Here is a 20,898-nt window from a genome sequence, read left to right on the forward strand (position 1 = left end):
GGTGTGACAGCCGCAGCCAGGCGTCACCGAGGCGACCCACGGCGGCCACGTCCCGGACATCGGCGCCTGGTGGCATGGAGCCATGACCGCGACCCCGGAAGTGCCGCACCCGTCCGAGGCGAACGTCGTGGAGGTGTACGGGTCGAGGTTCCTGCTGGAGTGGCTCGACCGCGAGGTGCTCGCCTCGGCGGCGGCGCTGCACCTGGCCGACCGCGCGCCGGTCGGGCCCAGCCGGCGGGTGCCCGCCGCCCGGGACCGCGAGCCGGCACCCACGGCCGGGTGACCGTGGGTACCGGCCGGCTCCTCAGACGGTCTCGGGCACCCGCAGGTGGGCGAGCACGAGTTCGAACTCGGCCATGTCGGTGACCTCCAGGCCGAGCTGCTGGGTGAACTCGTCCCGCATCGCGGCGACCGTCTCCCGCGATGCCCGCATGGCCTCCCGGCTCTCGTAGGTCGCGGCCACCGCGCACATGCCGTTCACCCGGTTGATCATGACGCTGACGCTGCAGAAGCCGGGGATGTCCTCCAGCCGCGGCAGCAGGGCCAACCGGAAGGTGTCGATCACCCGGTCCATCTGCGCCGGATCGCTCCGGGTCCAGGTCACGCGGGTACACGCGCCGTCGGGGGCCTCCCGCATGCGGTGCAGGACCGAGATCTCCCACTGGTTGACCTCGATGTCGCCGTCGAACATCTCGGCGACGCGCTCGCGCATCGCGCGGACCGTCTCCTCCGTGGCCCGCATCGCGGTGTCGTCGGCCCAGGCGCTGGTCACGATGCAGCGGCCGGAATCGCGGTCGCAGAGCATCGACAGACCGACGCAGCCGCTCATCCCCTGCAGGGCCGGCATGACCTCGTCGCGCACGTAGGCGATGCCGTCGTCGACCCTTCGCGGGTCGCCTCGGACGGTGGTCGATCGGGCGTACATGCCACCACTCCTCTCCGGTGCCGGCGACGCCCCTGCGGCATCGCCGCACGCCCGAGGGTCCTCGCCGCCGATCGCGACGGTCAACGCCTCGGGCGGATCGGGCCGGCACTCCGGCGCGGGGCGGTCAGGCCGGTGCGGCCACCTCCTCCTCGGCGCGTGCCCGGTCGATGAAGCTCCGCAGGACCGGATAGACCTCGGCCTCCCAGCGTGAGCCGCTGAAGACGCCGTAGTGGCCGACGCCCGGCTGCAGGTGGTGCTGCTTGCGCTCCTCGGGGATCCCGGTGCACAGGGCGTGGGCGGCCTCGGTCTGCCCCGGGGAGCAGATGTCGTCGTTGGCGCCCTCGACGGTGAGCAGCGCCGTCCGGGTGATGGCGCCGGGATCGACCGGACGGTCGCGCCAGGTGAGCCGGCCGGTGGCCAGGTGGTGCTCCTGGAAGATGCGGCCGACCGTCTCGAGGTAGAACTCGGCGGGCACGTCCATCACCGCGCCGTACTCGTCGTAGAAGGCGCGGGTGGCCGCGGCGCTCTCGACGTTGCCGGACACCAGGTCGCGGTACAGCCGGGCGTGCGCGCTGAGGTGCCGGCGCGGGTTCATCGACATGAACGCGGTCAGCTGCACGACGCCCGGGTAGACGCGCCGGCCGGCGCCGGGGTAGCGCGCGGGCACGGTGTCGATCACCCGGCGCTCGAAGTGGTCGAGCGGCTTGGTGGCGGCCATCGTGTTCACCCGGTTGGGGTTCACCCGGGTGTCGACCGGCCCGGCCATGAGCGTGACGCTGCGCGGCTGGGCGGGATCGTCGTCGGCGGCGAGCAGCGCGACGGCCGCCAGGACGGGGACGGCGGGCTGGCAGACGGCGACGACGTGGGTGTCGGGCCCCAGGTAGCGCAGCGCGTCCATGACGTGCTCGATGTACTCGTCGAGCCCGAACCGTCCGTCCTCGACCGGGATGTCGCGGGCGTTGTGCCAGTCGAGGACGTGCACGTCGTGGTCGGAGAGCAGCGTGCGGATGGCCGGCCGGATCAGGGTGGTGAAGTGCCCCGACATCGGGCCGACGACGAGGACCCGCGGCTGACCCGTGACCGACGGCTTCGCGAAGTGCAGCAGGGTCGCGAACGGCGTGCGGCTCAGCGGGTTCTCGTGCACGTCGGCCATCCGGTCGCCCACCTGCACGGCGTCGATGCCGAAGGCCGGCCGCTCGTGGGTGGGCCGGACCCGGGCGACGATGTCGCAGGCCGCCCGCAGATGACGGACGGCGGGGACACGGGCCCAGGGCGCCGGCAGCGCGTGCAGTGCCCGGGCGGTCAGCTCGGAGGCAGCGGCGACGGGCGCCCCTGCTCGGCGCTGCAATTCGTAAGCGGTGTAGAGCACGCGAACCTGCCTGTCGGATCCGGAGACGGCGACGTGACCGCCGTCACTCCCCGGCAACGTAACCGGCGATCGGGCCGGGCGCGCGGTAAGCGGTGCTGTCCGGACGTCGTGTCGAGAGCCGCGATCAGCTCCGGAGCCGGTCGGGTGGCGCCTCTTCGTCGAGCCAGGGCGGGTCGGGCTCCGGGTCGTAGCACCAGCCAGGCGGCGTGGTAATCCGTGAGACCCCGCTCGGCGTTCGGACGATCAGCCGTCCGTCGGCGAGGAGCTCGAAGTGCCATCCGCGGGCGAACGTCTTGATCCGGTGGTGGCGACGGCACAGGCAGCAGAGGTTCCAGCAGTCGGTCGGGCCGCCGTCGCCGTAGGCGGTGCCGTGGTCGATGTCGCACCGGCCGGGGGCCCGGCAGCAGCCCGGCATGCGGCAATGCCGGTCGCGTATCCGGACGAAGCGCCGCTGCGGCGCGGTCGGGCGGTATCTGCGCGTGGGCGGTGGCGGCCGGAGTCCGGGCCCATCGGCTGCGGCGCTGTCGGCCGGCGGGCTCGCGCTCATCGGTCTCCAGGACGGGCGCACCGCCGTCACCGTCAGGCCGTGGCCCCGGCGGCGGGTCCTGCGTGTGCCGAAGGCTCCACGGCGCAGCTCGCTGCGGGTGGCGACCGCCAGCAGTCGGCCGGTCACCGGGTCGCCCATGGCCACCTGGACGCAGCCGCCGGACGGCGAGGAGCGGACACCGAGCATGTCGAGCTGCTCGAGCAACTCCCGGCACTCCGCGGCGGTGACGACCTGACCGGCGATCTCGGCGGCGGGCCGGGCGCTCCCGCCCTCGGCCGCGAGCGCCGCGAGGGGCGCGTGCACCACGAGCTGAGCCGTGACGGAGGGACGCGACGTGTCCCACGGACGGAGGATCAGATCGGCCACGACAGCGGATCGGATGACGCCGATCGGCCGTCGGTCGCCGTCCGCTCGAAGATGCTCGGCGTGCTGCCGGATGGCGCTCTCGCACGCCGCGGCCGTCGCAACCGGCAGGTCGACGACCAGCCGGCTCATGCCGTCCCCGGTGGGCTGAGTGCGGGCGTCCGCCCTCCGCGCCGCCTCGGCGCGACGCTCGTCCAGCGCCTTCGCGTCGAGTCGGGCGAGCAGCCGGCGGATCCGGTGTCGCAGCTGGGCGACGGTGAGCCGGCCCGCGTCGGGCAGGACGCGCTGCTCGATCGCGGCGGCTACCTGCGGCTTCGCCGAGCCCAGCAGGTCGACGACGGCACGCATCTTGCGGACGTCGAGGCGGCCCTCGTACAGCGCCGCCCAGGTGCCGGTCAGCGTGGTCGTCAGGAGGATCGACTCGACCGCGAGCGCTTCGGCCTCCATCTCCGAGCACCCACGGATCAGTGCCAGCTCGGACACGAACGTCTCCGAGACGTCGGTGAGCACCGGTGACCGGCGCAGCCGGGAGTCGGGACCGGGGCCTCCGAGCGGGCCGAACTCGCGGTCGCGCTCGACGCCGCGGCGGCGCGCCAGGGCTGCGATGGAGGCGGCACGGCAGGCGGCATGGCGGGCCTCGCGGGCGTCGTCGGCCCAGATGTCGGCCACCAGCTCGAGGTCGGACAGGTCGGCCGCCACGGTGTCGGGGACGGGGAGGACCGGGACGCCGTCGTCCGCGGTTCGTGGCGGCTGGTCGAGCACACCTGCACGTTAGGTGGGGGTACCGACAGTTTTCGGTCCACTCGGAGGGGGAGGCCCTGTCGCCGTCCGTTCCCGCACGGGCAGCATGCCGACGTGACCACAGCGACCGACCACCACCACGGGCACACGCACCGACTCGACCTCGCCGACGCCACCGTCCGGGAGTGGGACGCGACGGTGCTCTCGTCCGACCCCGAGCAGGGCATCGTGCTCGACCGGTCGGCCTTCTACCCGGGCGGCGGCGGCCAGCCGCCGGACGAGGGCGTGCTGCTGTGGGGCGGGGTCCGGACCCGTATCGCCGGCACCCGCAAGGGCGACGAGCTGTACCTCATCCCGGTCGAGGGCGACCCCCTGCCACCGGTGGGGACGGCGGTCCGCGGCGCGCTCGACGACGAGCGGCGCACCCAGCTGATGCGCACCCACTCCGGGCTGCACGTGCTCACCGGCGTGGTCTTCCGCGACTTCGGCGCGCTGGTGACCGGCGGCAACATGGAGCCGCTGACCGCGCGGATGGACTTCGACCTGGCCGAGGTGCCGGCCGACTTCAAGGAGCGCATCGCCGAGTCGGTGAACGCCGAGATCGCACGGGACCGCCCGATCGAGGTGAAGACGCTGCCGCGCGAGGAGGCGTTCGCGATCCCCGACATCATCCGGACCGCGACCAACCTGCTGCCGCCGGACATCGAGGAGGTGCGGATCGTCGACATCGTCGGCCTCGACACGCAGGCGGACGGCGGCACCCACGTCGCCTCGACGTCGATGGTCGGCCGGGTCGAGGTGGTCAAGATGGAGAACAAGGGCCGCGGGTTCCGCCGGCTGCGGATCCGGATCCTCTGAGCCTCGCGGCGGGTCGCGACCGACACGCCGGGGGCGAAATCGAACGGGTACCGTTCCGCATTCGCTGGCTCTACGGTGACCGGACCCATCCGGTCGGTAGTCACCGAGGAGCACCGATGCTTCCGTCCCTGACACAGCGGCTGTGGCAGCTGGTCCTGGTCCTGCTAGCGGTCATCGGTTTGGTGGCGGTGACCAACCCGGCGCTGGCGGTGCCAGCGGGGGAGCGCCCGTCCCACGGCGCGACGGCGCCCGGGGGCACCTACCTGGCCCTGGGCGACTCGGTGCCGTTCGGTTACGTCGGGAACCGACCCGATCTGTACCCGGACCCGGACAACTTCGTCGGCTATCCCGAGCTGGTCGCCCGCGACCTGGGGCTGCGCCTGCTGAACGCCAGCTGCCCGGGCGAGACGACGGCCAGTTTCATCGACGCCACCGCGCAGAGCAACGGCTGCCAGAACTCCTTCGGCTCGGACCTGGGTTACCGGGACCGCTTCCCGCTGCACGTCGACTACGAGGGCTCGCAGCTCGACTACGCGCTGCAGGTCCTCGAAGAGGAACCGCACGTGCGGCTCGTCACCCTGCAGCTCGGGGCGAACGACGGATTCCTCTGCCAGCGCACCGGGGAGTGCTCGACGCCGGAGGGGCTGGCGGCCCTGGCCGAACGGGTGCGGGTGAACCTCGACCACATCCTGTGCACGCTGCGGGAGGAGGGGGACTACCGCGGGCGGCTCGTCGTCGTCACGTACTACGCCCTCGACTACGCCGACCCGGTGGGTGTGGCCAGCACCCGGATCCTCAACGCGGCCATCACCGCAGCGGCGGCCGAGAACCGCGCGGTCGTCGCGGACGGGTTCACGGCGTTCCAGTCGCGGGCGCTGCAGGCCGGGGGCAGTTCCATCGCCGCGGGGCTGGTGCACCCGAACGACGTCCACCCGACGGCGGAGGGTCAGCGACTCCTGGCGGACGCGGTGGAGCGGGCCGTCGGGCACTGACCGATCCGAGGGCAGGACGTCGGCGCCGAAGGCGTTGCGCCATGCCTGGGAGGAATGCTCCGGGTCCCGGCGCGGGTCAGGCGGCCGGGGCGGGGCCCGGCGCCCGTGCCATCAGCGCGGCCGGGTCGGGGAACGGCCGGAAGCCGTGGCGGGCGTAGAGCGCGTGGGCGTCGGCGGTGAGCAGGAGCTGGAACGAGGCGTCGGCGACCGCGGGATGGGTGAGCGCCGCCTCGATCAGCGCGCCGGCGAGCCCCTGGCGGCGGTGCTCCGGGAGGACGAAGACGTCGTCGAGCCAGGCGTGGGTGACGGTGTCGGTGACGACGCGGGCGAACCCCACCATGGTCGGCTCCGTCGTCAGCAGGTGGACCGAGAGCGGCAGTGACATGCGCACCGACGTGGCCACGCGCGCGCGGGCGACGCCCTTGCGCCAGTAGGAGACCTGGGACAGGAAGGCATGGACCACGTCGACGTCGACGCGGTCGGGATCGTCGGTGATCTCGTACGGGCCGATCCGCCGCAGCGTCGATCGGGTGCTCAACAGGGCTGCGACGTCTCCGCGGGTCGGCATGGTGCAGTCTCCCGCGGGATCCGGGCACAACAGGAGGCCTCGGGCTCCGCCTCCCCGGATCCGCCGATGGATTGGTGGCATACCGTGGCGGTCGCCGCATCGACCACCGCCCGGGGGCTGCGGACTCAGGGGGTACTGCACGTGCGGAGTCGCCTGGCGGGCCGGATGACACGGGCCGCGATCGCCCTGGCGGCGTCCGTCGTCACCTCTTCGTGCTCGTCGGCTGGGTCGACGCCGGAGTCGTCTGATACCAGCACGTCCGCCGTGCCCGGCACCTCCGCCGAATCCAGCGGCGACGCCGGTTCGGGCACGTACCTGGCGCTCGGTGACTCGGTGCCGTTCGGCTTCCGCGGCGGCGCGATCACCGGGTTCTCCGACGCCGCCAACTTCGCCGGCTACCCCGAGCTGGTCGGCGCGGAGCTGGGACTGGAGGTGGTCAACGCGTCCTGCCCGGGCGAGACGACGGCGAGCTTCCTGGACACCACGGCGCAGAGCAACGGCTGCCAGAACTCGCTGCAGTCGGGCTTCGGCTACCGGACGGCGTACCCGCTGCACGTGCGCTACGAGTCGGTCGACCAGTCACAGCTGGACTTCGCGCTGGACGCTCTCACCGAGAACGGGGACGTGGAGCTGGTGACGCTGCAGCTCGGCGCAAACGACGGCTTCCTCTGCCAGCAGACGACGGCGAACCGGTGCTCGACCCCCGAGGAGCTGGCCGGGGTGATCCGAACAGTCCGGGCCAACCTCGGCACGATCCTGTCCACGCTGCGCGACGGAGGCGGCTACGAGGGCCAGATCGTCGTCGTGACGTACTACGCGCTCGACTACGCGAACGCCCAGGGAAGCGCGACGGCGGAGCTGGACGCGGCGATCGGCGAGGTGGCGGAGGCCAACGGCGCCGATGTCGCGAACGGGTACGAGGCGTTCGAGTCGGAGGCGAGGCAGGCCGGTGGCGACTCGGTCGCGGCGGGGCTGGTGCTGCCGAACGACGTGCATCCCACCGAGGAGGGGCAGCGGCTGCTGGCCGAGGCGGTGCTCGAGGTGGTCGACGACTGAGGTGACACCACGGCGGACGACGTCGGTCTGCTCATGGACTCGGGTGGCGGGCTTGGCGCTGAGCGGCCCGAACGCCGGCACCGTCGAGGCTCCAGCGTCCATGCCGACGCGGTCATCCCCGGCCGATGTACGGCATCGTGGTGGCGTGAACGGTCAGGTTCGCGACGTTCGCGCCGAGCGGCAGGCTCGCCATGTAGACGACCGCGCGAGCCACATCGTCAACCGCCATCCGGGGCTCGGGTCGAACACTGCCGTCGGCCTGCCGGACCCCCTTCGCCATGGCCTCCGTCATCTCGGTCGACGCATTGCCCACGTCGATCTGCCCGCACGCGATGTCGTACGGCCGACCGTCGAGGGACGTCGACTTCGTCAGGCCGGTGATCGCATGCTTCGTCGCGGTATAGGCCGCGGATCTCGGGCGCGGGACCTGGGCGGAGATGGATCCGTTGTTGATGATGCGGCCGCCCTGTGGCCGTTGCGAGCGCATGATCCGGAAAGCTTCCCGGGTGCAGAGGAAGACGCCGGTGAGGTTCACCGCCACCACCTCCTGCCATTCGGTCAGGGGCACGGCGTCGATCTCCAGCGCAGGACCGAACTGACCGGCATTGTTGAAGAGCAGGTCGAGCCGCCCGTAGGCGTTGACGGCCTCGTCGAACAGCGCCCGCACCGACGCCTCGTCGGTCACGTCGGTCGCCACCGGATGCAGCCGTCCGCCGCCTTCCTGATCGGCCACGGCCTGCAGCGCCTCCCGTCGGCGGCCGGCCACGACCACGCGCCAGCCATCGGCGGCCAGGGCCAGGGCAGTGGCCGATCCGATTCCGCTGCCCGCGCCCGTCACGATGGCGACCTTTCCGTGCACGTTCACTCCTCGCTCCTGGCGCCCATCCAGGGCGGCGGTTGCCTGGCGGGGTTCTAGTCGTACGGGTTGGTGAGGACCGGCCGGGCCTGGAGGACGTCGAAGGTGACCGGCGGGCCGTCGGTGGTCGTGGTGCCGGGGACGTCGGCCGGCGCGCTGCCGTTGACGGTGAACGTCGCGCCCCAGGTGACGGTGAGGTAGGCGGTGTAGGTGCCGGACCGGTAGGAGTGCTCGACGGTCTGGTTCGGATAGGGAGCGCCGGGGTCGGTGCTGACGATCTGACCGGTGGCGTCGCCGGTGTGCCAAATGAACTGCTCGGCGGTGGCCTCGATGACGACGGTGAAGCCGCGGATGTCGACGGTGAAGGTCTGCGTCGTGGGGGAGTCGGTGTAGAAGATCACCGGCAGTCCGGTCAGGCCGTCGCCCGGCGGCTGGTGCTGGGTCGTCAGCTGGGGGAGCGGCAACCGCTGGAAGTAGCTGAACACCTCCGCGCCGGACGGCGGCGGGTTCAGCGGAGTGATGTCGTAGCAGCCCTCCGACTGATTGCGCCAATCCCCGACCGAATCTCCAGGTGCGAGGCCGGTCGGCGAAGGGAGTACCTCCGCCGGATCGTCGGGATTGACGTAGGTGAGGTCCGGGCGAACGATCGGTCGTCGTTGTACGACGAAGAAGCCCACCACTCGTCCAAGCTCTGCGGGCGGACATGCCCGCACGTCAGTCGGCGAGCAATACCCCGTGGTCTCTGCTGCCGAGAGGCAGCGGTCGAACAGCCGCCATTCGAAGGCGACAGCTTCAGCATCTGGTGCGCCCACGACTCCGGCTACAGCAGGCCCCTCGTACGCAATAGTCACGGAGCCGTCCTCGACTCCAGATGAGCATCCTCGTATCGAGTTGCACGCGTGAGCAGTGCCGACCTGGAGGGTTGGCGCGACAGCCAGGCCCACGAGAAGCAACAACCGCGCTACGGCTCGGTTCATCCGATTGTGAGTCCTGCTACGAGCCATGAATGATGCTCGGACGACCACCTCAGCGTCATGCCGCTTCCGGCGTTGGGTGAGAGGTCCTCTTGCCCGTCGGGAATGGGCGTCCCCGCAGAGTCCCGAATAGAAAGCACCTCCACGCGGGCTCCGAAGACCAACGAGGCGGTATCACCATTCAGCTGTGGCTCAGTGACGTCATTGAGGGAGACCTCGCCGCCTTGGTACGTCCAACCCGCAGCTGCCGCATCGTCGAAGGCACGTGCGATGCGGAGGCACGTCTCGCACTCAGGGCTCAGCTCGCGGAGAGGCTCACCTAGCGGAATGGCCTGTAAGCGATTGAGGAGTTCGATGTAGTAGCGGAGGAACGCCTCCGCACCAGCCGCGTCCTTGGTGCGGGCCTCGTCGGGAACCGGGAAGTCCTCCGGCCCCAAGGGCGGCAGTGCCTCGGTCGTCTCGGCAGCGCTCGGCGACGGCAGCGTCTCGCTGGCCTCCTGCTTCTCGGAGCAGCCGGTGAGCAGCGCCGTCCCGACCAGTACACCGATCACCGTGCGTCCGAGCCGACCCAACCCCCGAAGATCACGCACAGGCGGAGACTACGCAGTTCGAGACCGGGGCTTCTCGCTCACTGTGGACAGGGCGGCGGCCCACCGCCGGATCGGGTGAACGGCCACCTCAGCCTCGCCAGCGCCACTCGGGAGCCGCGACCAGCGGGACCACCGAGCCGCTCGCGGCCACGTGCAGCGACCACGAGCCGTCGATCTGCCCGTCGTCCAGCGCCGACCGCAGCGCCTCTGCCCACTCGTCGTCGTCCCCGGTGATCTGCGGCTGACCCGGCCGGCAGAGCGCCAGCGCCAGGTGACCGTCGCCGCCCAGCTGCTCGTCCAGCATCGAGTCGTGGATCTGGCGCAGGCCCATCACCAGCGCCGGGTCGGGGAGGAGTGGCAGGTCGTCGACCGGCACGACCACCGGCAGCATGCGGCCGGTCGTGTCGAGCCAGCACAGCCAGAGGCTGCGCGTGCCGAAGACCGGCGGGTCGAGCAGCGCAGTCCAGCGGCGGGTCAGGTCGTCGGCGGAGCGGATCGGCAGGTCAGCGAGCGGGGGCGTCGTCGTCATGCCGCCCACCGTGGCAGCTCCCGCGGACGCGGGAGAGCGTTGTCCACAGCCCGCTCAGCGGTGCGGAACGCCTCCCGGACCGTGGTCGGCCGGCACCTCCTCGCCCGGGAACACCGGCCCGGGCGGGGTGCCGTCGCCGAAGGGACGGTCGCTCAGCTGCTCGCGGCCGTGCGGCAGCAGCCAGTTGGAGGTGTCGGGCCCCGACGGGATGACCTGCGTCGGATTGATGTCGGTGTGGACGACGTAGTAGTGCTCCTTGATCTGCGGGAAGTCGATGGTGTCGCCGAACCCCGGCAGCTGGAACAGGTCGCGCGCGTAGGCCCACAGCACCGGCATCTCGGCCAGCTTCTGCCGGTTGCACTTGAAGTGGCCGTGGTAGACGGCGTCGAAGCGGGCCAGCGTGGTGAACAGCCGGACGTCGGCCTCGGTGATCTGCCCGCCCATCAGGAAGCGCCGGTGCTCCAGGCGCTCCTCCAGCCAGTCCAGCGCCGCGAACAGCCGCTGGTAGGCCTTGTCGTAGGCGTCCTGCGTGCCGGCGAAGCCGCAGCGGTACACCCCGTTGTTGACCTCGGTGTAGACGCGCTCCATGACCTCGTCCATCTCGTCCCGCAGGTGCTCGGGGTAGAGGTCGGGCGCGCCCTCGCGGTGGTAGGCGGTCCACTCGGTGGAGAAGTCGAGAGTCATCTGCGCGAAGTCGTTGGTGACGACGGCGCCGCTCGGGATGTCGACCATCGCCGGCACCGTGATGCCACGCGGGTACTCGGGGTCGCGGGCGAAGAAGGCCTCCTGCAGCCGCTCGTAGCCCAGCACCGGGTCGCGGCCGCCGGGGTCGAGGTCGAAGGTCCAGCTGCGCTCGTCGTGCGTGGGGCCGCACATGCCCATCGAGATGACCGGCTCCAGACCGAGCAGCCGGCGGACGATGACCGCACGGTTGGCCCACGGGCAGGCGCGGGCGACGACCAGCCGGTAGCGGCCCGGCTCGACCGGCCAGCCGCTGGACCCGTCGGCGGTGATCCGGTCCTCGATGTAGTTCGAGTCGCGCTTGTACTCGGCCTCGACGTAGCCCGATCCGCTGTTCTCCTCGCTCACTCCCTCAGCCTGCGTGAGACGCGCTGATCCCGCCGCGTGAAGGGCCGGATTCACACCGTGGCGCCGGTGGGGGCGTGCGGTGTCGATGGACAGCGCTCGCCGACAGGCTCGATGCGCACCTCCACCCGCCCCACCGACGTCCATGACGGAGTGGGCGTGCACCGTGCCCTCGGCCGCCACCGACCTCAGGGCTCGAGCTGGGGACCACCACCGCTGTCTGCCTCGACGCGGTGCTGAGCGATCGCCGCGGACGTCCTCGTGCATCCCCTTGCGCCGCGACAGCGATCGCCGCTAACTTGCACATGAAAAAGACCGCTTACAGGTGAAGGAGGGGCGTGACAGCGAACCGGCCGACCGGCGACGAACTGGTGGAGATGCTGGCCGCCCTGGCCAACCCCCTGCGGCTGCGGATCGTGGCGACCCTCGCCGGTGGCCGCGACTACGTCAGCCACCTGGCGCGCGAGATCGGCATCAGCCGACCGCTGCTGCACATGCACCTGCAGCGCCTGGAGGCCGCCGGCCTCGTGGTCGGCAGCCTCGAGCTGTCCGACGACGGCAAGGCCATGAAGTACTTCGAGGTCGCCGACCTCGACCTGCACCTCACCGTCGAGTCGCTGGCCCGGGCGGCCGCGACCCTCACCCGCCCGGACCCGGCCACGGGTCCCGGAGAGAAGGAGAAGCGCTCATGACCGTCGCTGCCGAAAGCGGCACCACGTGGCCGGACACGATCCTGATCCTGGGGATCATCGTCGCGGCCCTGGTGTTCGTCCTGGGTCTGGGAGCGACCTTCCTGGAGTCCCGCAAGCTCAAGGTCGCCGCGCAGCAGGACGCCGATCTGCGGCAGCTGATCAGCCGCTACGAGCAGCTGGCCGAGAAGACCCTGGACGCGCAGCAGCGGGCGGCCGCCGATGTCTCCGAGCTGCGCTCCCGGACGTCGTCCATCGAGCAGATCCTGCGCACGGTCGACTGATGAAGGCCATCGTGCAGGAGACCTACGGTCCGCCCGGGCAGCTGCGGCTCGCCGACGTCGAGGAGCCGGTCGTGGGGGACGACGACGTGCTGGTCCGGGTGGTCGCGGCGGGCGTCGACCAGGGCGTGTGGCACGTGATCACCGGACGACCGCACCTCATCCGGCTCGCGGGCTTCGGGGTCCGCCGGCCGAAGAACCCCGTGCCGGGCATGGACGTCGCCGGCACGGTGACGGCGGTCGGCGCGAACGTGACCCGGTTCCGCCCGGGTGACGAGGTGTTCGGGACGGGGCAGGGGACCTACGCCGAGTACGCGTCCGTCCCGGCGAAGAACCTCGTGCCCAAGCCCGCCAACGTGTCGTTCGAGGAGGCCGCCGCCGTCGCGAACTCGGGGCTCGCCGCCCTGCAAGGGCTGCGGAAGGGCGACCTCCGGGCCGGCCAGCGGGTCCTGGTGATCGGTGCCGGCGGGGGTGTCGGGTCGTACGCGGTGCAGCTGGCCGTCGCGGCCGGCGCCGAGGTCACCGGCATCTGCAGCACGGCGAAGGTGGACTTCGTCCGGTCCCTCGGCGCCGACGACGTCCTCGACTACACGCGCGAGCAGATCACCGACGGCGGACGCCGCTACGACGTCATCCTCGACACCGGCGGCAACCGAAGGCTGCGCGAGCTCCGGCGGGCGCTGACCCCCGACGGCACCCTGGTCATCACCGGGGCGGAGGTGGGGGGATTGCGGCAGGGCATCGAGCGGCAGCTCCTCGCGATGCTGCTCAGCCCGTTCATCCGGCAGAACCTGCGCAGTTACATGTCGGGGCCGACGGAGGCAGACCTCCAGACCCTCGCCGACCACCTGGCCGCTGGAACGCTGCGGGCGCCGGTCGACCGCACCTTCCCGCTTGCCGACGCCGGTGCGGCCATCGAACACCTCCGCGCAGGCAGGGTCCGCGGAAAGGTGGTCATCATCGTGTGAGCGTCAGGCCGCCGGCGGGGCGCCGCGCAGGCGGACGACGGCGGCGCGGTAGGTGCGGCGGCCGATCACCCGCCAGGCGGTGCGGGTGGCGGGGGAGAGGCCGGCCATGAGGCGGGCCCGGTCGATGGCGGAGGCGTCCTCGAGAGCGAGACCCAGGACCAGCAGCTGCTCGCGGCCGGTGAGCGTCGTGGTGGCCGCCCGGCTGACCGCCCGCCACTCGCTGGTCGGCAGGTACCGCGACAGCAGCGGCAGCAGGTCGCGCTCCTCCGCGGCGAGGTGCGCCTCGACGGTGTCCGCGACCCGCGTGCACGCCCGGGCGAAGGCGTTGCGGGCGGGGAGCGTGCCGGCGACCGCCCACTGCCGGGCGACGGTGGAGAGATCGCGCAGCATGTGGTCGAGGAGTGCGGCCCGGCTGGTCCAGTAGCCGATGGCGTCCCGGGCGGCGTCCTGCTCGCGCGCCGGCAGGTTGCGGAACAGTGCCGGCCAGAGCAGCTCCCGCTCGGTGGCGTGGTGCTGGAGCAGGACCCGCGACAGCAGGTCGGCGTGCCCGGTGAGGTCGGCGGTGCGGGCGGTGTCGTCGGCCGGTGCCCAGCTCGCGAGGTCGGCCAGCATCCGGAACTCGCGGCGCACGGCCTGGTGCAGCACCCGCTGGTAGGCGACGGCGGGCGTGCTGCGGGTGGTCGGCTCTGAGGAGGCCCGGGGCGTCGGGACGAGCGGGCGGGGGAGGACGGCGGTCATCGGGCACCTCGGACTTCGGCTGGCGGACGCGTTCGACGCCAGTAAGAGGCGCGTCCCGGCCGACAGGTACAGCCGTCCCGAATTCCGCGGGAGTTCACTCCCGGGTTCGGAGGGGCCCGATCGCGGTGGCCTCGGTCAGAACCGCCAGCGGGTGGCTCCGCCGGGGGGAACCGCGAGCAGGGCCGTGGCCCGCCGGGGCGGGAGCCGGTAGATCCGCCATGGCGGCGGTCCTGCGGACGGCGCGCTGAACTCCGCCGTCAGGCCGACGCCGGTGTCGTCGACGGATGCCGGCCAGCCGTCGGCGGCCCAGCGGGCGGCCAGGTCCGCTACGACGTCCGGTTCGTCGACCAGGGATGCCTCCCCCTCCACCACCAGGTCGAATTCGTCGGTCGCGACGCTCAGTGCGCACCGTGGATCCCGGGCCAGGTTTCGTCCCTTGCGGGTCCGCTCCCCCGTCTCGAAGTAGAAGATGCCGGACACCCACAGTGCTCCGATGCCTGTCACGTGCGGGCTGCCGTCGGTATTGATCGTCGCGAGCCAGCACGTGTGGCGACCCGGGCCCGCGGTCCCGGGTGCCTGCTCAAGACCTCGGTCCAGACGGTTCTCCACCCGTTGCCAGTCGAGCAGCGGAGTTCCGTACAGGTCTGCGAGATTGGTGGCGTCCATGTGCTGTTCGACCGTCCCGAGCGCCCGGACTCATCGGCTCACCGGACTGCCGACGAGCTCAGAGCCGGGCGAGTGCGGCGGGAGCGGATGGCCGGCCCGTGGCTCGGATGGACCTCGTGGGCCGCCTCCGCAGCGCCCACTCCACCACGGCGAGGTTGATCACCCAGCCGGCGAGCATGAGCACGACACGGGGAGTTCCGGTCGGCTGTCCGGCCAGCACCATCCAGGGCAGATGGGTGAGCACCTGGGTGCCCGCGCCGAGGCCGATCGCGTAGGCCCGCGCCATCCAGGCCCGGTGGGCGGCGACGTCCCGGCGCCGGATCGCGGCGACGCCGAGGACGATGCAGCCGACCATCGCCGCACCGAAGAACAGCCGCATGGGGGTCAGGAGCACGTCGTCGATCGGCGGGCGGGGGTAGAACAGCGTCATCCAGAGGCCCGACAGGGCCGCGGCCAGGCCCAGGGGGACCAGTGCCCGCCCAGCCATGCGGTGCAAGGCGGGCCGGCGGCGGCGCAGGCCCGGGTGGAACTGGAACGCCCCGAGGAGGCAGTACAGGCTCGCGCCGACGATGTGCACCAGCACCGGAGCCGGTGAGTCGAAGAAGCGGGCGTTGTCCGCGGTCACCTCGGCCCCGCCGGCGAGCTCCGACACCCGCGCCGCGCCCGCGAGGATCGGCACGGCGCTGAGCAGGACCAGGCCGGCGGGGACGAGCCACGGTCGCGTGGGGGAGGAACTCACGGGACACCCCTTCGAGGACGTAAGTGTACGGCGTACACCCATGTAGGAAACCGTAGGTGTACGGTGTACACGTGTCAAGCCCCGAGACGGCGTCGCGACGGGCGCTGAACCGGGACCGCGTGCTGCGCGCCGCGGTGGCCCTCGCGGACGACGTCGGCATCGAGGCGCTGAGCATGCGCACGCTGGCCGAACGCCTCGGCGTGGTGCCGATGGCCCTCTACAAGCACGTGGCGAACAAGGAGCAGCTGCTCGACGGCATGGTCGAGGTGATCGTCGCCGAGATCGAGCCACCCGCCGCCGGCGCGGACTGGAAGGACGCCGTCCGGCAGCGGATCCTCGCGGCCCGCCGGTCGTTGCTGCGCCACCGCTGGGCGTCGCAGGTGATCGAGTCACGCACGCACGCCTCACCGGTCGTGCTCGACCACATGGAGTCGCTGATCGCGACCTTCCGGGCGGGCGGCTTCTCCATCGACCTCACCCACCACGTGATGCACGCCCTCGGCACCCGGATGTGGGGCTTCACCCAGGAGGTGTTCCCCACGCCGGCGCCACCCGCCGACCCGGACGCGCGGGCGGCCATGTTCGAGCAGTTCGCCGCGCGCTATCCGCGGATCATCGAGATGGCCACGGCCGGCGCCCACGAGGAGGAGTCGACCGTGGGCGGCGGCTGCGACGACCAGTTCGAGTTCGAGTTCGCGCTCGACCTGCTGCTCGACGGGTTCGAGCGGCTCCACGAGCAGGGGTGGACGTCATTCAGAGCCGGCTGATCGTCGCGTCGTCCTCGGCGCCGTCGAAGTAGTGGTCGAGAACGGCCCGGAACACGGGCTGATCGGGCGCGGCGTGCGCGAAGAGGGTCATCGACGAGCACAGCTTCTGGGCGTCGACCGGGCCGAGGATCTGCACCGGGTCGGCGGTGTCGAGGTCGGTGAGCGCCGTCGCGCACTCGACCAGCCGCCGGCCCAGCGTCGGGTGCGCCAGGTAGGCGCGGGCCTCGTCGAGCCCCGAGACCGCGAACCGCTGCGCCATCCCGCTGCGGCCGAGCCCGGCGATCTGCGGGAAGACGAACCACATCCAGTGGGTGCGCTTCTGGCCGGCGCGCAGCTCGGCCACCGCCTGGTCGTAGGTGTGGGCCTGGGCGTCGAGGAACCGCCGGAGGTCGAAGGCATCGCTCACCCAACGAGGCTCCCACCCCTGTGCAGGCGGGCGACCGGTCGGCCAGGATGGGCCCGTTCCGCGAGGGGGAGGACGGCGTCATGAGGTCACTGCGATCGCTGACCGTCGCTGTCCTGGCCGTGATCAGCCTGGGCGGCGCGGCCGCCGGCCTGGCGCTGGTCACCGATCCCTCCGGCGGCAGCGTGGGCCTGACCGTCGACGAGCTGCCCGGCTGGCCGCTGCTGGGCGACTACCGGGTGCCGGGGCTCCTGCTGTTCGTGCTGTTCGGGCTCCTGCCCGTGGTGGCGGCCCTGCACCTGCGGCGGCGTTCGGCCCGCGGCTGGACGGCGGCGACGGCGGTCGGCGTGCTGCTGGTGCTGTGGTCGATCGGGCAGGTCGTCGTGATCGGGCTCCGGTTCCCGCTGGTGCAGACCGGCTTCCTGATCCTCGGGATGGTGCTCACCGGGCTGGGGCTGGACGGCGGGGCGACCGTCGGCACCCGCGATGAGTTCCGCCCCGCCGGCCGGTCGTACGGGCATGCAGACGACCACTCTCGACCTCGGCCCCCCGACCGCCGAGGTGAGCCGCGTGGTGGCCGGCGTCCGGGACGACCAGCTGACCGGTCCCACGCCCTGTGAGGGGATGCCGGTCGCGGCGCTGCTCGACCACCTGGTCGGGCTGACGGTCGCGTTCCGGCTGGCCGCGGAGAAGGCGGATCTCCCGGGCGGCCCGTCGGCCGACGCCTCGCACCTGGCGCCGGACTGGCGCACCCGGCTGCCCGCGCAGCTGGCGGCGCTCGCCGCGGCCTGGCGCGAGCCGAGCGCCTGGGTGGGGACGGCGGAGGTCGCCGGGGTGCGGATGCCGGCACCGGCGATGGCCGCGGTGGCGGTCGACGAGGTGCTGGTGCACGGCTGGGACCTCGCCGCCGCCACCGGCCAGGACTACCGGCCGGATCCGGCGAGCGTGCAGGCGTGCCTGGAGATGGTCGGTGACCGCGGCGATGCCACCGACGAGCCCGCCGGGCTGTTCGGGCCGGTGGTGCCCGTGCCCGAGGACGCGCCGCCGTTCGAGCGGCTGCTCGGTCGGACCGGCCGCGACCCGCGCTGGAGCCCGCCGTCCCGCTGACGGCGCACGCGGCGTACCGCGTGCGCCGTGGGGCGCACGATCAGACCGTCTCCGGTACCCGCAGGTGGGCGAGCGCGAGGTCGAACTCGGCGATGTCGGTGATCTCCGTGGCCATCTGCCGGCTGAAGTCCTCGCGTAGTGCCTTGCCCATCTCCGTGGCGCGCAGCATGGCGTCGCGGCTCTCGTAGACCACCGCCGATACCGAGCGTCCGCTCTCGCGGTCGACCAGCAAGCTCACGCTGCAGAAGCCGGGCAGGTCCTCCATGCGTGGCAGCAGAGCCATGCGATAGGCGTCCAGCACCCGTTCGATGTTCGCCGGATCGGTCCGCCCCCAGATGACCCGGCAGCAGGCGCCCTCCGGTGCCGGGTGCACGCGGTGCAGGATGCCGATCTCCCACTCCTGCACCTCCGGCCGGCCGCCGCCCATCATCTCCGCGTAGCGCTGACGCATGTCGTGGACACGTCCCTCGCTGTTGTGCATCGCCTCCTCGGTCTCCCACGCGGTCGTGGCGATACACCGCCCGCTGTCGCGGTCGCACAGCATCGAGAGGCCGATGCAGCCGTCCATCTCCTGGACGGCGGGCATGACCTCGTCGCGCAGGTAGGCGATCGCGTCGTCGAGGGACTGCGGGTTGCCACGCACGGTGGTGGATCGGGCGTACATGCCACCACTCCTCTCGGGATCGGCGGCGACGCCCCTGCGGCATCGCCGCGCGGCCCACTGTCCTCGCCGCGGCGCGCGCAGGGAACGGCGTCGCGCGCGTTCACCCGGGCCGCGCGTCCTTGGCCAGCGCGACGGCATGCGTCAACCGGAGGGTGCCGCTGAGCCACAGCAGGACGTCGTGCAGCCGGAGCCTCGACAGCCCGAGCGCTGACTCCTGCTCCAGCCGGACGAAGGCCGCCTCGTTGGCGCGCAGCTCGCGGTGCACGACCGCCTCCACCCCGCTGTCGCCCTCGCGGACGTGGGGGAGCAGCTGCCACCTGGTGGCGCGGACGACGAGCGGGAACAGGTCGGGATGGCGGTGGTGCAGGGCGGCCGCCACGTGCGGCGGCGACACCTCCGGCGTCACCTCGCAGTGCTGCCAGATGCGGCGGAGCTCCGCTCCCACGGTGCCCGGCTCGGCGAGCACGGAGAATTCGTCGTCGGGGAGATCCCAGAACGGCCGGCCGATGGCGCGGTCGGTGGCGGCGTCGGCGAGGGGGGCGACCTCGTCCAGGACGGCCTTCATGGCCGTCCACCCGGCCGGGTCGAGCCGGCCGTGCAGGCCCTCGGCGGTGAGGATGTCCTGCTCGCCGAGCGGCCCGGCGGGGACCGGCTGCCGGTCGAACCGCTCGTAGCCGAAGGCCGGGACGGTGACCCACCGGCCTGCGGGGTTGCTGGGGGAGCGGAAGTGCAGCGGCCGCCGTCCCCGCGCGTACCCGAGGACGGCGGCCAGCGCGGTGTCGAAGGAGATCGCGTCGGGGCCGGCGCTCGGCAGGACCAGTTCGCCGTCGTCCACCGGTTTCCCCTCCGCGTCACACCACCGCTGTACTCGCAATCTGCCACTCGGGAGGTGATTGACCGGTCTTCTCCGTCGGATGGAGACTTGCTCCCTCGCGGAGGGGGCGGCCATGTCGTGGAACCTCAAGGGCAGCTACGTCGAGACCTGCTCGTGCGAGCTGATGTGCCCCTGCAACCTGTCGTTCGACCACGGCGCCACCTACGACTTCTGCCGCGCCACCCTGGCCTTCGACATCCGCGAGGGGGAGGTCGACGGCACCGACGTCGGGGGCCGCCGGGTGGTGACGATCATCGACACGCCGAAGGTCATGACCGACGGCAACTGGCGGCTCGGGATGTACGTCGACGACCAGGCCACCGACGAGCAGTTCGACAAGCTCGTCCAGGTCTTCGGCGGGCAGCTCGGCGGCCCCATGGCCGCCCTCGCTCCACTCGTGGGCGAGATCGTCGGCGTCGAGCGGGCGGCGATCGAGATGCACGACCGCGGGCTGCGGCACCGCGTCCAGGTCGGGGACACGATCGAGTTCGAGGTCGAGGACATCGTGCCGTTCGGGAGCGAGGACGGTCGGCCGGTCCGGTTCGACGGCATGTTCCACCCGGCCGGTTCGAACCTGACGATGGCCGAGGCGCGGCGCTCGCGGATCAACGCCTTCGGCATCCAGTACGAGGGCAAGACGGGTCTCTCCACCTCCGAGTTCTCCTGGGCCGCCTGAGCCGATGAGCGCCCCGGCGCAGGAACGTCCGACCGCCGGTGGCGGTCTCGCGCCGGCCTTCGCCGCCGTCCGCGCCCGGCTCGGGCTGGTCGCCGCGCTCTTCGCGCTCGCCGGCCTCGCCTGGTGGTGGACGGTCCAACAGATGCGGGGCATGGACGAGGGGCCGTGGACCGCCCTCGGAACGCTGGGCTGGTTCCTCGGCGTCTGGGTCGTGATGATGGCCGCGATGATGTTCCCGTCGGTCGCACCGACGGTCGCGCTGTACTCGCGCATGACCAGGCAGCGGTCTCCGCTGTCGCCGCTGCTGTTCGCCGGCGGCTATCTGATCACCTGGGTCGGCGCGGGGCTGGTCGCCTTCGCCCTCGTGGCAGCCGTGGATCGGATGTCCGGCGGCGTGCTCGCCTGGGACCGCGCGGGCCGGTGGGTGGCGGGCGCCACGCTCGTCGTCGCGGCGGTCTACGAGCTGACCCCGCTCAAGGACGTGTGCCTCGGCAAGTGCCGCAGCCCACTCGGCTTCCTGCTCGGCTCGTGGCGGGACGGCCGCTGGGGTGCAGTGCGGATGGGCGCCATGCACGGCGCCTGGTGCGTCGGCTGCTGCTGGGCGCTCATGGCCGCGCTGTTCGCCCTCGGGGTCATGAGTGTGGCCTGGATGGCCTTGGTCGCCGGGCTGATCGCCCTCGAGAAGACGCTGCCGTGGCGCCGGGCGGCTACCTACGCGACGGCGGCGCTGCTGCTCGCTCTCGGCGGGCTGGTGTTCGCGGCCCCGGACGCGGTCCCGGCTCTCACGGTCCCGGGCACCGGCCAGATGGACGAGATGGGGCCGATGGGCTCCTAGCGCGGCCGGCGTCGACGGCTCGGCCCGAGGCACGGTC

Annotated in this window: 27 protein-coding genes; 12 read left to right on the forward strand and 15 right to left on the reverse strand. The window is 72.2% G+C overall.

The features are described from left to right. Positions 1-82 precede the first annotated feature (82 nt). Positions 83-283 (forward strand): hypothetical protein, encoded by a 201-nt coding sequence (locus ACFSHS_RS20550; protein WP_376880230.1) that lies wholly within the window; start codon positions 83-85, stop codon positions 281-283. Positions 284-304: 21 nt separating this feature from the next. On the opposite strand, the gene ACFSHS_RS20555 is transcribed toward ACFSHS_RS20550, so the two are convergent. The 3 genes from ACFSHS_RS20555 to ACFSHS_RS20565 form a co-directional block, all read right to left on the reverse strand. Continuing rightward, entirely contained in the window at positions 305-925 is a 621-nt protein-coding gene (locus ACFSHS_RS20555) for a hypothetical protein (RefSeq protein WP_376880232.1), read from the reverse strand. Positions 926-1,049: 124 nt separating this feature from the next. After that, positions 1,050-2,294 (reverse strand): polyhydroxyalkanoate depolymerase, encoded by a 1,245-nt coding sequence (locus ACFSHS_RS20560; protein ID WP_376880234.1) that lies wholly within the window; start codon positions 2,292-2,294, stop codon positions 1,050-1,052. A gap of 124 nt (positions 2,295-2,418) precedes the next feature. Continuing rightward, positions 2,419-3,966, reverse strand: coding sequence for an HNH endonuclease signature motif containing protein (locus tag ACFSHS_RS20565; protein WP_376880237.1), 1,548 nt, complete (start codon positions 3,964-3,966; stop codon positions 2,419-2,421). Positions 3,967-4,059: 93 nt separating this feature from the next. Between ACFSHS_RS20565 and ACFSHS_RS20570 the strand changes: the two genes are divergently transcribed. Together ACFSHS_RS20570 and ACFSHS_RS20575 are read left to right on the forward strand one after the other, a co-directional pair. Then, positions 4,060-4,803 carry an alanyl-tRNA editing protein gene (locus ACFSHS_RS20570; protein ID WP_376880239.1) on the forward strand — a complete coding sequence of 248 codons (744 nt, stop codon included), beginning with the start codon at positions 4,060-4,062 and terminating at the stop codon, positions 4,801-4,803. 116 nt (positions 4,804-4,919) lie between these two features. Further along, positions 4,920-5,795, forward strand: coding sequence for an SGNH/GDSL hydrolase family protein (locus ACFSHS_RS20575; protein WP_376880241.1), 876 nt, complete (start codon positions 4,920-4,922; stop codon positions 5,793-5,795). A gap of 76 nt (positions 5,796-5,871) precedes the next feature. Here the strand turns inward: ACFSHS_RS20575 and ACFSHS_RS20580 are convergent, their stop codons facing one another. Further along, the gene (locus ACFSHS_RS20580; protein ID WP_376880243.1) at positions 5,872-6,363 is read right to left on the reverse strand and encodes a GNAT family N-acetyltransferase; all 492 of its coding nucleotides are present in this window, start codon (positions 6,361-6,363) and stop codon (positions 5,872-5,874) included. A 264-nt stretch (positions 6,364-6,627) separates the two neighbouring features. Between ACFSHS_RS20580 and ACFSHS_RS20585 the strand changes: the two genes are divergently transcribed. Next, positions 6,628-7,419, forward strand: a complete 792-nt coding sequence (locus tag ACFSHS_RS20585) for an SGNH/GDSL hydrolase family protein (RefSeq protein WP_376880245.1) — start codon at positions 6,628-6,630, stop codon at positions 7,417-7,419. Between the two features lie 112 nt (positions 7,420-7,531). Here ACFSHS_RS20585 and ACFSHS_RS20590 read toward each other — a convergent pair whose 3' ends face one another. From ACFSHS_RS20590 to ACFSHS_RS20610, 5 genes are all read right to left on the reverse strand, one after another. Next, positions 7,532-8,284, reverse strand: coding sequence for an SDR family oxidoreductase (locus ACFSHS_RS20590; RefSeq protein ID WP_376880247.1), 753 nt, complete (start codon positions 8,282-8,284; stop codon positions 7,532-7,534). Between the two features lie 47 nt (positions 8,285-8,331). Beyond that, on the reverse strand, positions 8,332-8,955 hold the full coding sequence (locus tag ACFSHS_RS20595) for a hypothetical protein (RefSeq protein WP_376880249.1): 624 nt from the start codon (positions 8,953-8,955) through the stop codon (positions 8,332-8,334). Between the two features lie 293 nt (positions 8,956-9,248). Continuing rightward, on the reverse strand, positions 9,249-9,800 hold the full coding sequence (locus ACFSHS_RS20600; RefSeq protein ID WP_376880251.1) for a DUF6318 family protein: 552 nt from the start codon (positions 9,798-9,800) through the stop codon (positions 9,249-9,251). 127 nt (positions 9,801-9,927) lie between these two features. Then, positions 9,928-10,368, reverse strand: a complete 441-nt coding sequence (locus ACFSHS_RS20605) for a hypothetical protein (protein WP_376880254.1) — start codon at positions 10,366-10,368, stop codon at positions 9,928-9,930. Positions 10,369-10,422: 54 nt separating this feature from the next. Then, positions 10,423-11,457 (reverse strand): glutathione S-transferase family protein, encoded by a 1,035-nt coding sequence (locus ACFSHS_RS20610; RefSeq protein ID WP_376880257.1) that lies wholly within the window; start codon positions 11,455-11,457, stop codon positions 10,423-10,425. 335 nt (positions 11,458-11,792) lie between these two features. On the opposite strand from ACFSHS_RS20610, the gene ACFSHS_RS20615 reads away from it, so the two are divergent. Genes ACFSHS_RS20615 through ACFSHS_RS20625 form a run of 3 tightly spaced genes read left to right on the forward strand, consistent with a single transcriptional unit; the run spans position 11,793 to position 13,392 of the window. After that, positions 11,793-12,146 carry an ArsR/SmtB family transcription factor gene (locus tag ACFSHS_RS20615; protein ID WP_376880260.1) on the forward strand — a complete coding sequence of 118 codons (354 nt, stop codon included), beginning with the start codon at positions 11,793-11,795 and terminating at the stop codon, positions 12,144-12,146. Next, positions 12,143-12,427, forward strand: coding sequence for a hypothetical protein (locus tag ACFSHS_RS20620; protein WP_376880262.1), 285 nt, complete (start codon positions 12,143-12,145; stop codon positions 12,425-12,427). The genes ACFSHS_RS20615 and ACFSHS_RS20620 overlap by 4 nt, the downstream gene beginning before the upstream one ends. Beyond that, positions 12,427-13,392 carry an NAD(P)-dependent alcohol dehydrogenase gene (locus ACFSHS_RS20625; RefSeq protein ID WP_376880264.1) on the forward strand — a complete coding sequence of 322 codons (966 nt, stop codon included), beginning with the start codon at positions 12,427-12,429 and terminating at the stop codon, positions 13,390-13,392. The genes ACFSHS_RS20620 and ACFSHS_RS20625 overlap by 1 nt, the downstream gene beginning before the upstream one ends. Positions 13,393-13,395: 3 nt before the next feature. On the opposite strand, the gene ACFSHS_RS20630 is transcribed toward ACFSHS_RS20625, so the two are convergent. The 3 genes from ACFSHS_RS20630 to ACFSHS_RS20640 all read right to left on the reverse strand — a co-directional run bounded on the left by ACFSHS_RS20630 (position 13,396) and on the right by ACFSHS_RS20640 (position 15,535). Beyond that, complete coding sequence (locus ACFSHS_RS20630; RefSeq protein WP_376880266.1) at positions 13,396-14,130, reverse strand: hemerythrin domain-containing protein; 735 nt, start codon at positions 14,128-14,130, stop codon at positions 13,396-13,398. Positions 14,131-14,265: 135 nt separating this feature from the next. Continuing rightward, entirely contained in the window at positions 14,266-14,796 is a 531-nt protein-coding gene (locus tag ACFSHS_RS20635) for a pyridoxamine 5'-phosphate oxidase family protein (protein ID WP_376880269.1), read from the reverse strand. A gap of 58 nt (positions 14,797-14,854) precedes the next feature. Next, positions 14,855-15,535, reverse strand: a complete 681-nt coding sequence (locus ACFSHS_RS20640) for a DUF2306 domain-containing protein (RefSeq protein WP_376880271.1) — start codon at positions 15,533-15,535, stop codon at positions 14,855-14,857. 71 nt (positions 15,536-15,606) lie between these two features. Between ACFSHS_RS20640 and ACFSHS_RS20645 the strand changes: the two genes are divergently transcribed. Further along, on the forward strand, positions 15,607-16,302 hold the full coding sequence (locus ACFSHS_RS20645; protein ID WP_376880273.1) for a TetR/AcrR family transcriptional regulator C-terminal domain-containing protein: 696 nt from the start codon (positions 15,607-15,609) through the stop codon (positions 16,300-16,302). Here the strand turns inward: ACFSHS_RS20645 and ACFSHS_RS20650 are convergent. Beyond that, a complete protein-coding gene (locus tag ACFSHS_RS20650; RefSeq protein ID WP_376880276.1) occupies positions 16,289-16,708 on the reverse strand; it encodes a DUF1810 domain-containing protein in 420 nt (139 codons plus the stop codon). The genes ACFSHS_RS20645 and ACFSHS_RS20650 overlap by 14 nt on opposite strands. Positions 16,709-16,788: 80 nt before the next feature. On the opposite strand from ACFSHS_RS20650, the gene ACFSHS_RS20655 reads away from it, so the two are divergent. Continuing rightward, positions 16,789-17,325: a hypothetical protein gene (locus ACFSHS_RS20655; protein WP_376880278.1), complete on the forward strand. Its 537-nt coding sequence runs from the start codon at positions 16,789-16,791 to the stop codon at positions 17,323-17,325. Beyond that, complete coding sequence (locus ACFSHS_RS20660; protein WP_376880280.1) at positions 17,225-17,812, forward strand: TIGR03086 family metal-binding protein; 588 nt, start codon at positions 17,225-17,227, stop codon at positions 17,810-17,812. The genes ACFSHS_RS20655 and ACFSHS_RS20660 overlap by 101 nt, the downstream gene beginning before the upstream one ends. Positions 17,813-17,852: 40 nt before the next feature. On the opposite strand, the gene ACFSHS_RS20665 is transcribed toward ACFSHS_RS20660, so the two are convergent. Next, complete coding sequence (locus ACFSHS_RS20665) at positions 17,853-18,476, reverse strand: antibiotic biosynthesis monooxygenase (protein ID WP_376880283.1); 624 nt, start codon at positions 18,474-18,476, stop codon at positions 17,853-17,855. Positions 18,477-18,576: 100 nt separating this feature from the next. Next, complete coding sequence (locus ACFSHS_RS20670) at positions 18,577-19,311, reverse strand: hypothetical protein (RefSeq protein ID WP_376880286.1); 735 nt, start codon at positions 19,309-19,311, stop codon at positions 18,577-18,579. A 79-nt stretch (positions 19,312-19,390) separates the two neighbouring features. Here ACFSHS_RS20670 and ACFSHS_RS20675 point away from each other — a divergent pair, with 79 nt between their 5' ends. Further along, the gene (locus tag ACFSHS_RS20675) at positions 19,391-20,026 is read left to right on the forward strand and encodes a DUF1326 domain-containing protein (RefSeq protein ID WP_376880289.1); all 636 of its coding nucleotides are present in this window, start codon (positions 19,391-19,393) and stop codon (positions 20,024-20,026) included. Between the two features lie 4 nt (positions 20,027-20,030). Further along, a complete protein-coding gene (locus tag ACFSHS_RS20680) occupies positions 20,031-20,861 on the forward strand; it encodes a DUF2182 domain-containing protein (protein WP_376880292.1) in 831 nt (276 codons plus the stop codon). The last annotated feature ends 37 nt before the right edge of the window (positions 20,862-20,898 follow it).

Origin of the sequence: Blastococcus deserti (genome assembly GCF_042682525.1) — a bacterium.
Lineage (GTDB): Bacteria > Actinomycetota > Actinomycetes > Mycobacteriales > Geodermatophilaceae > Blastococcus_B > Blastococcus_B deserti.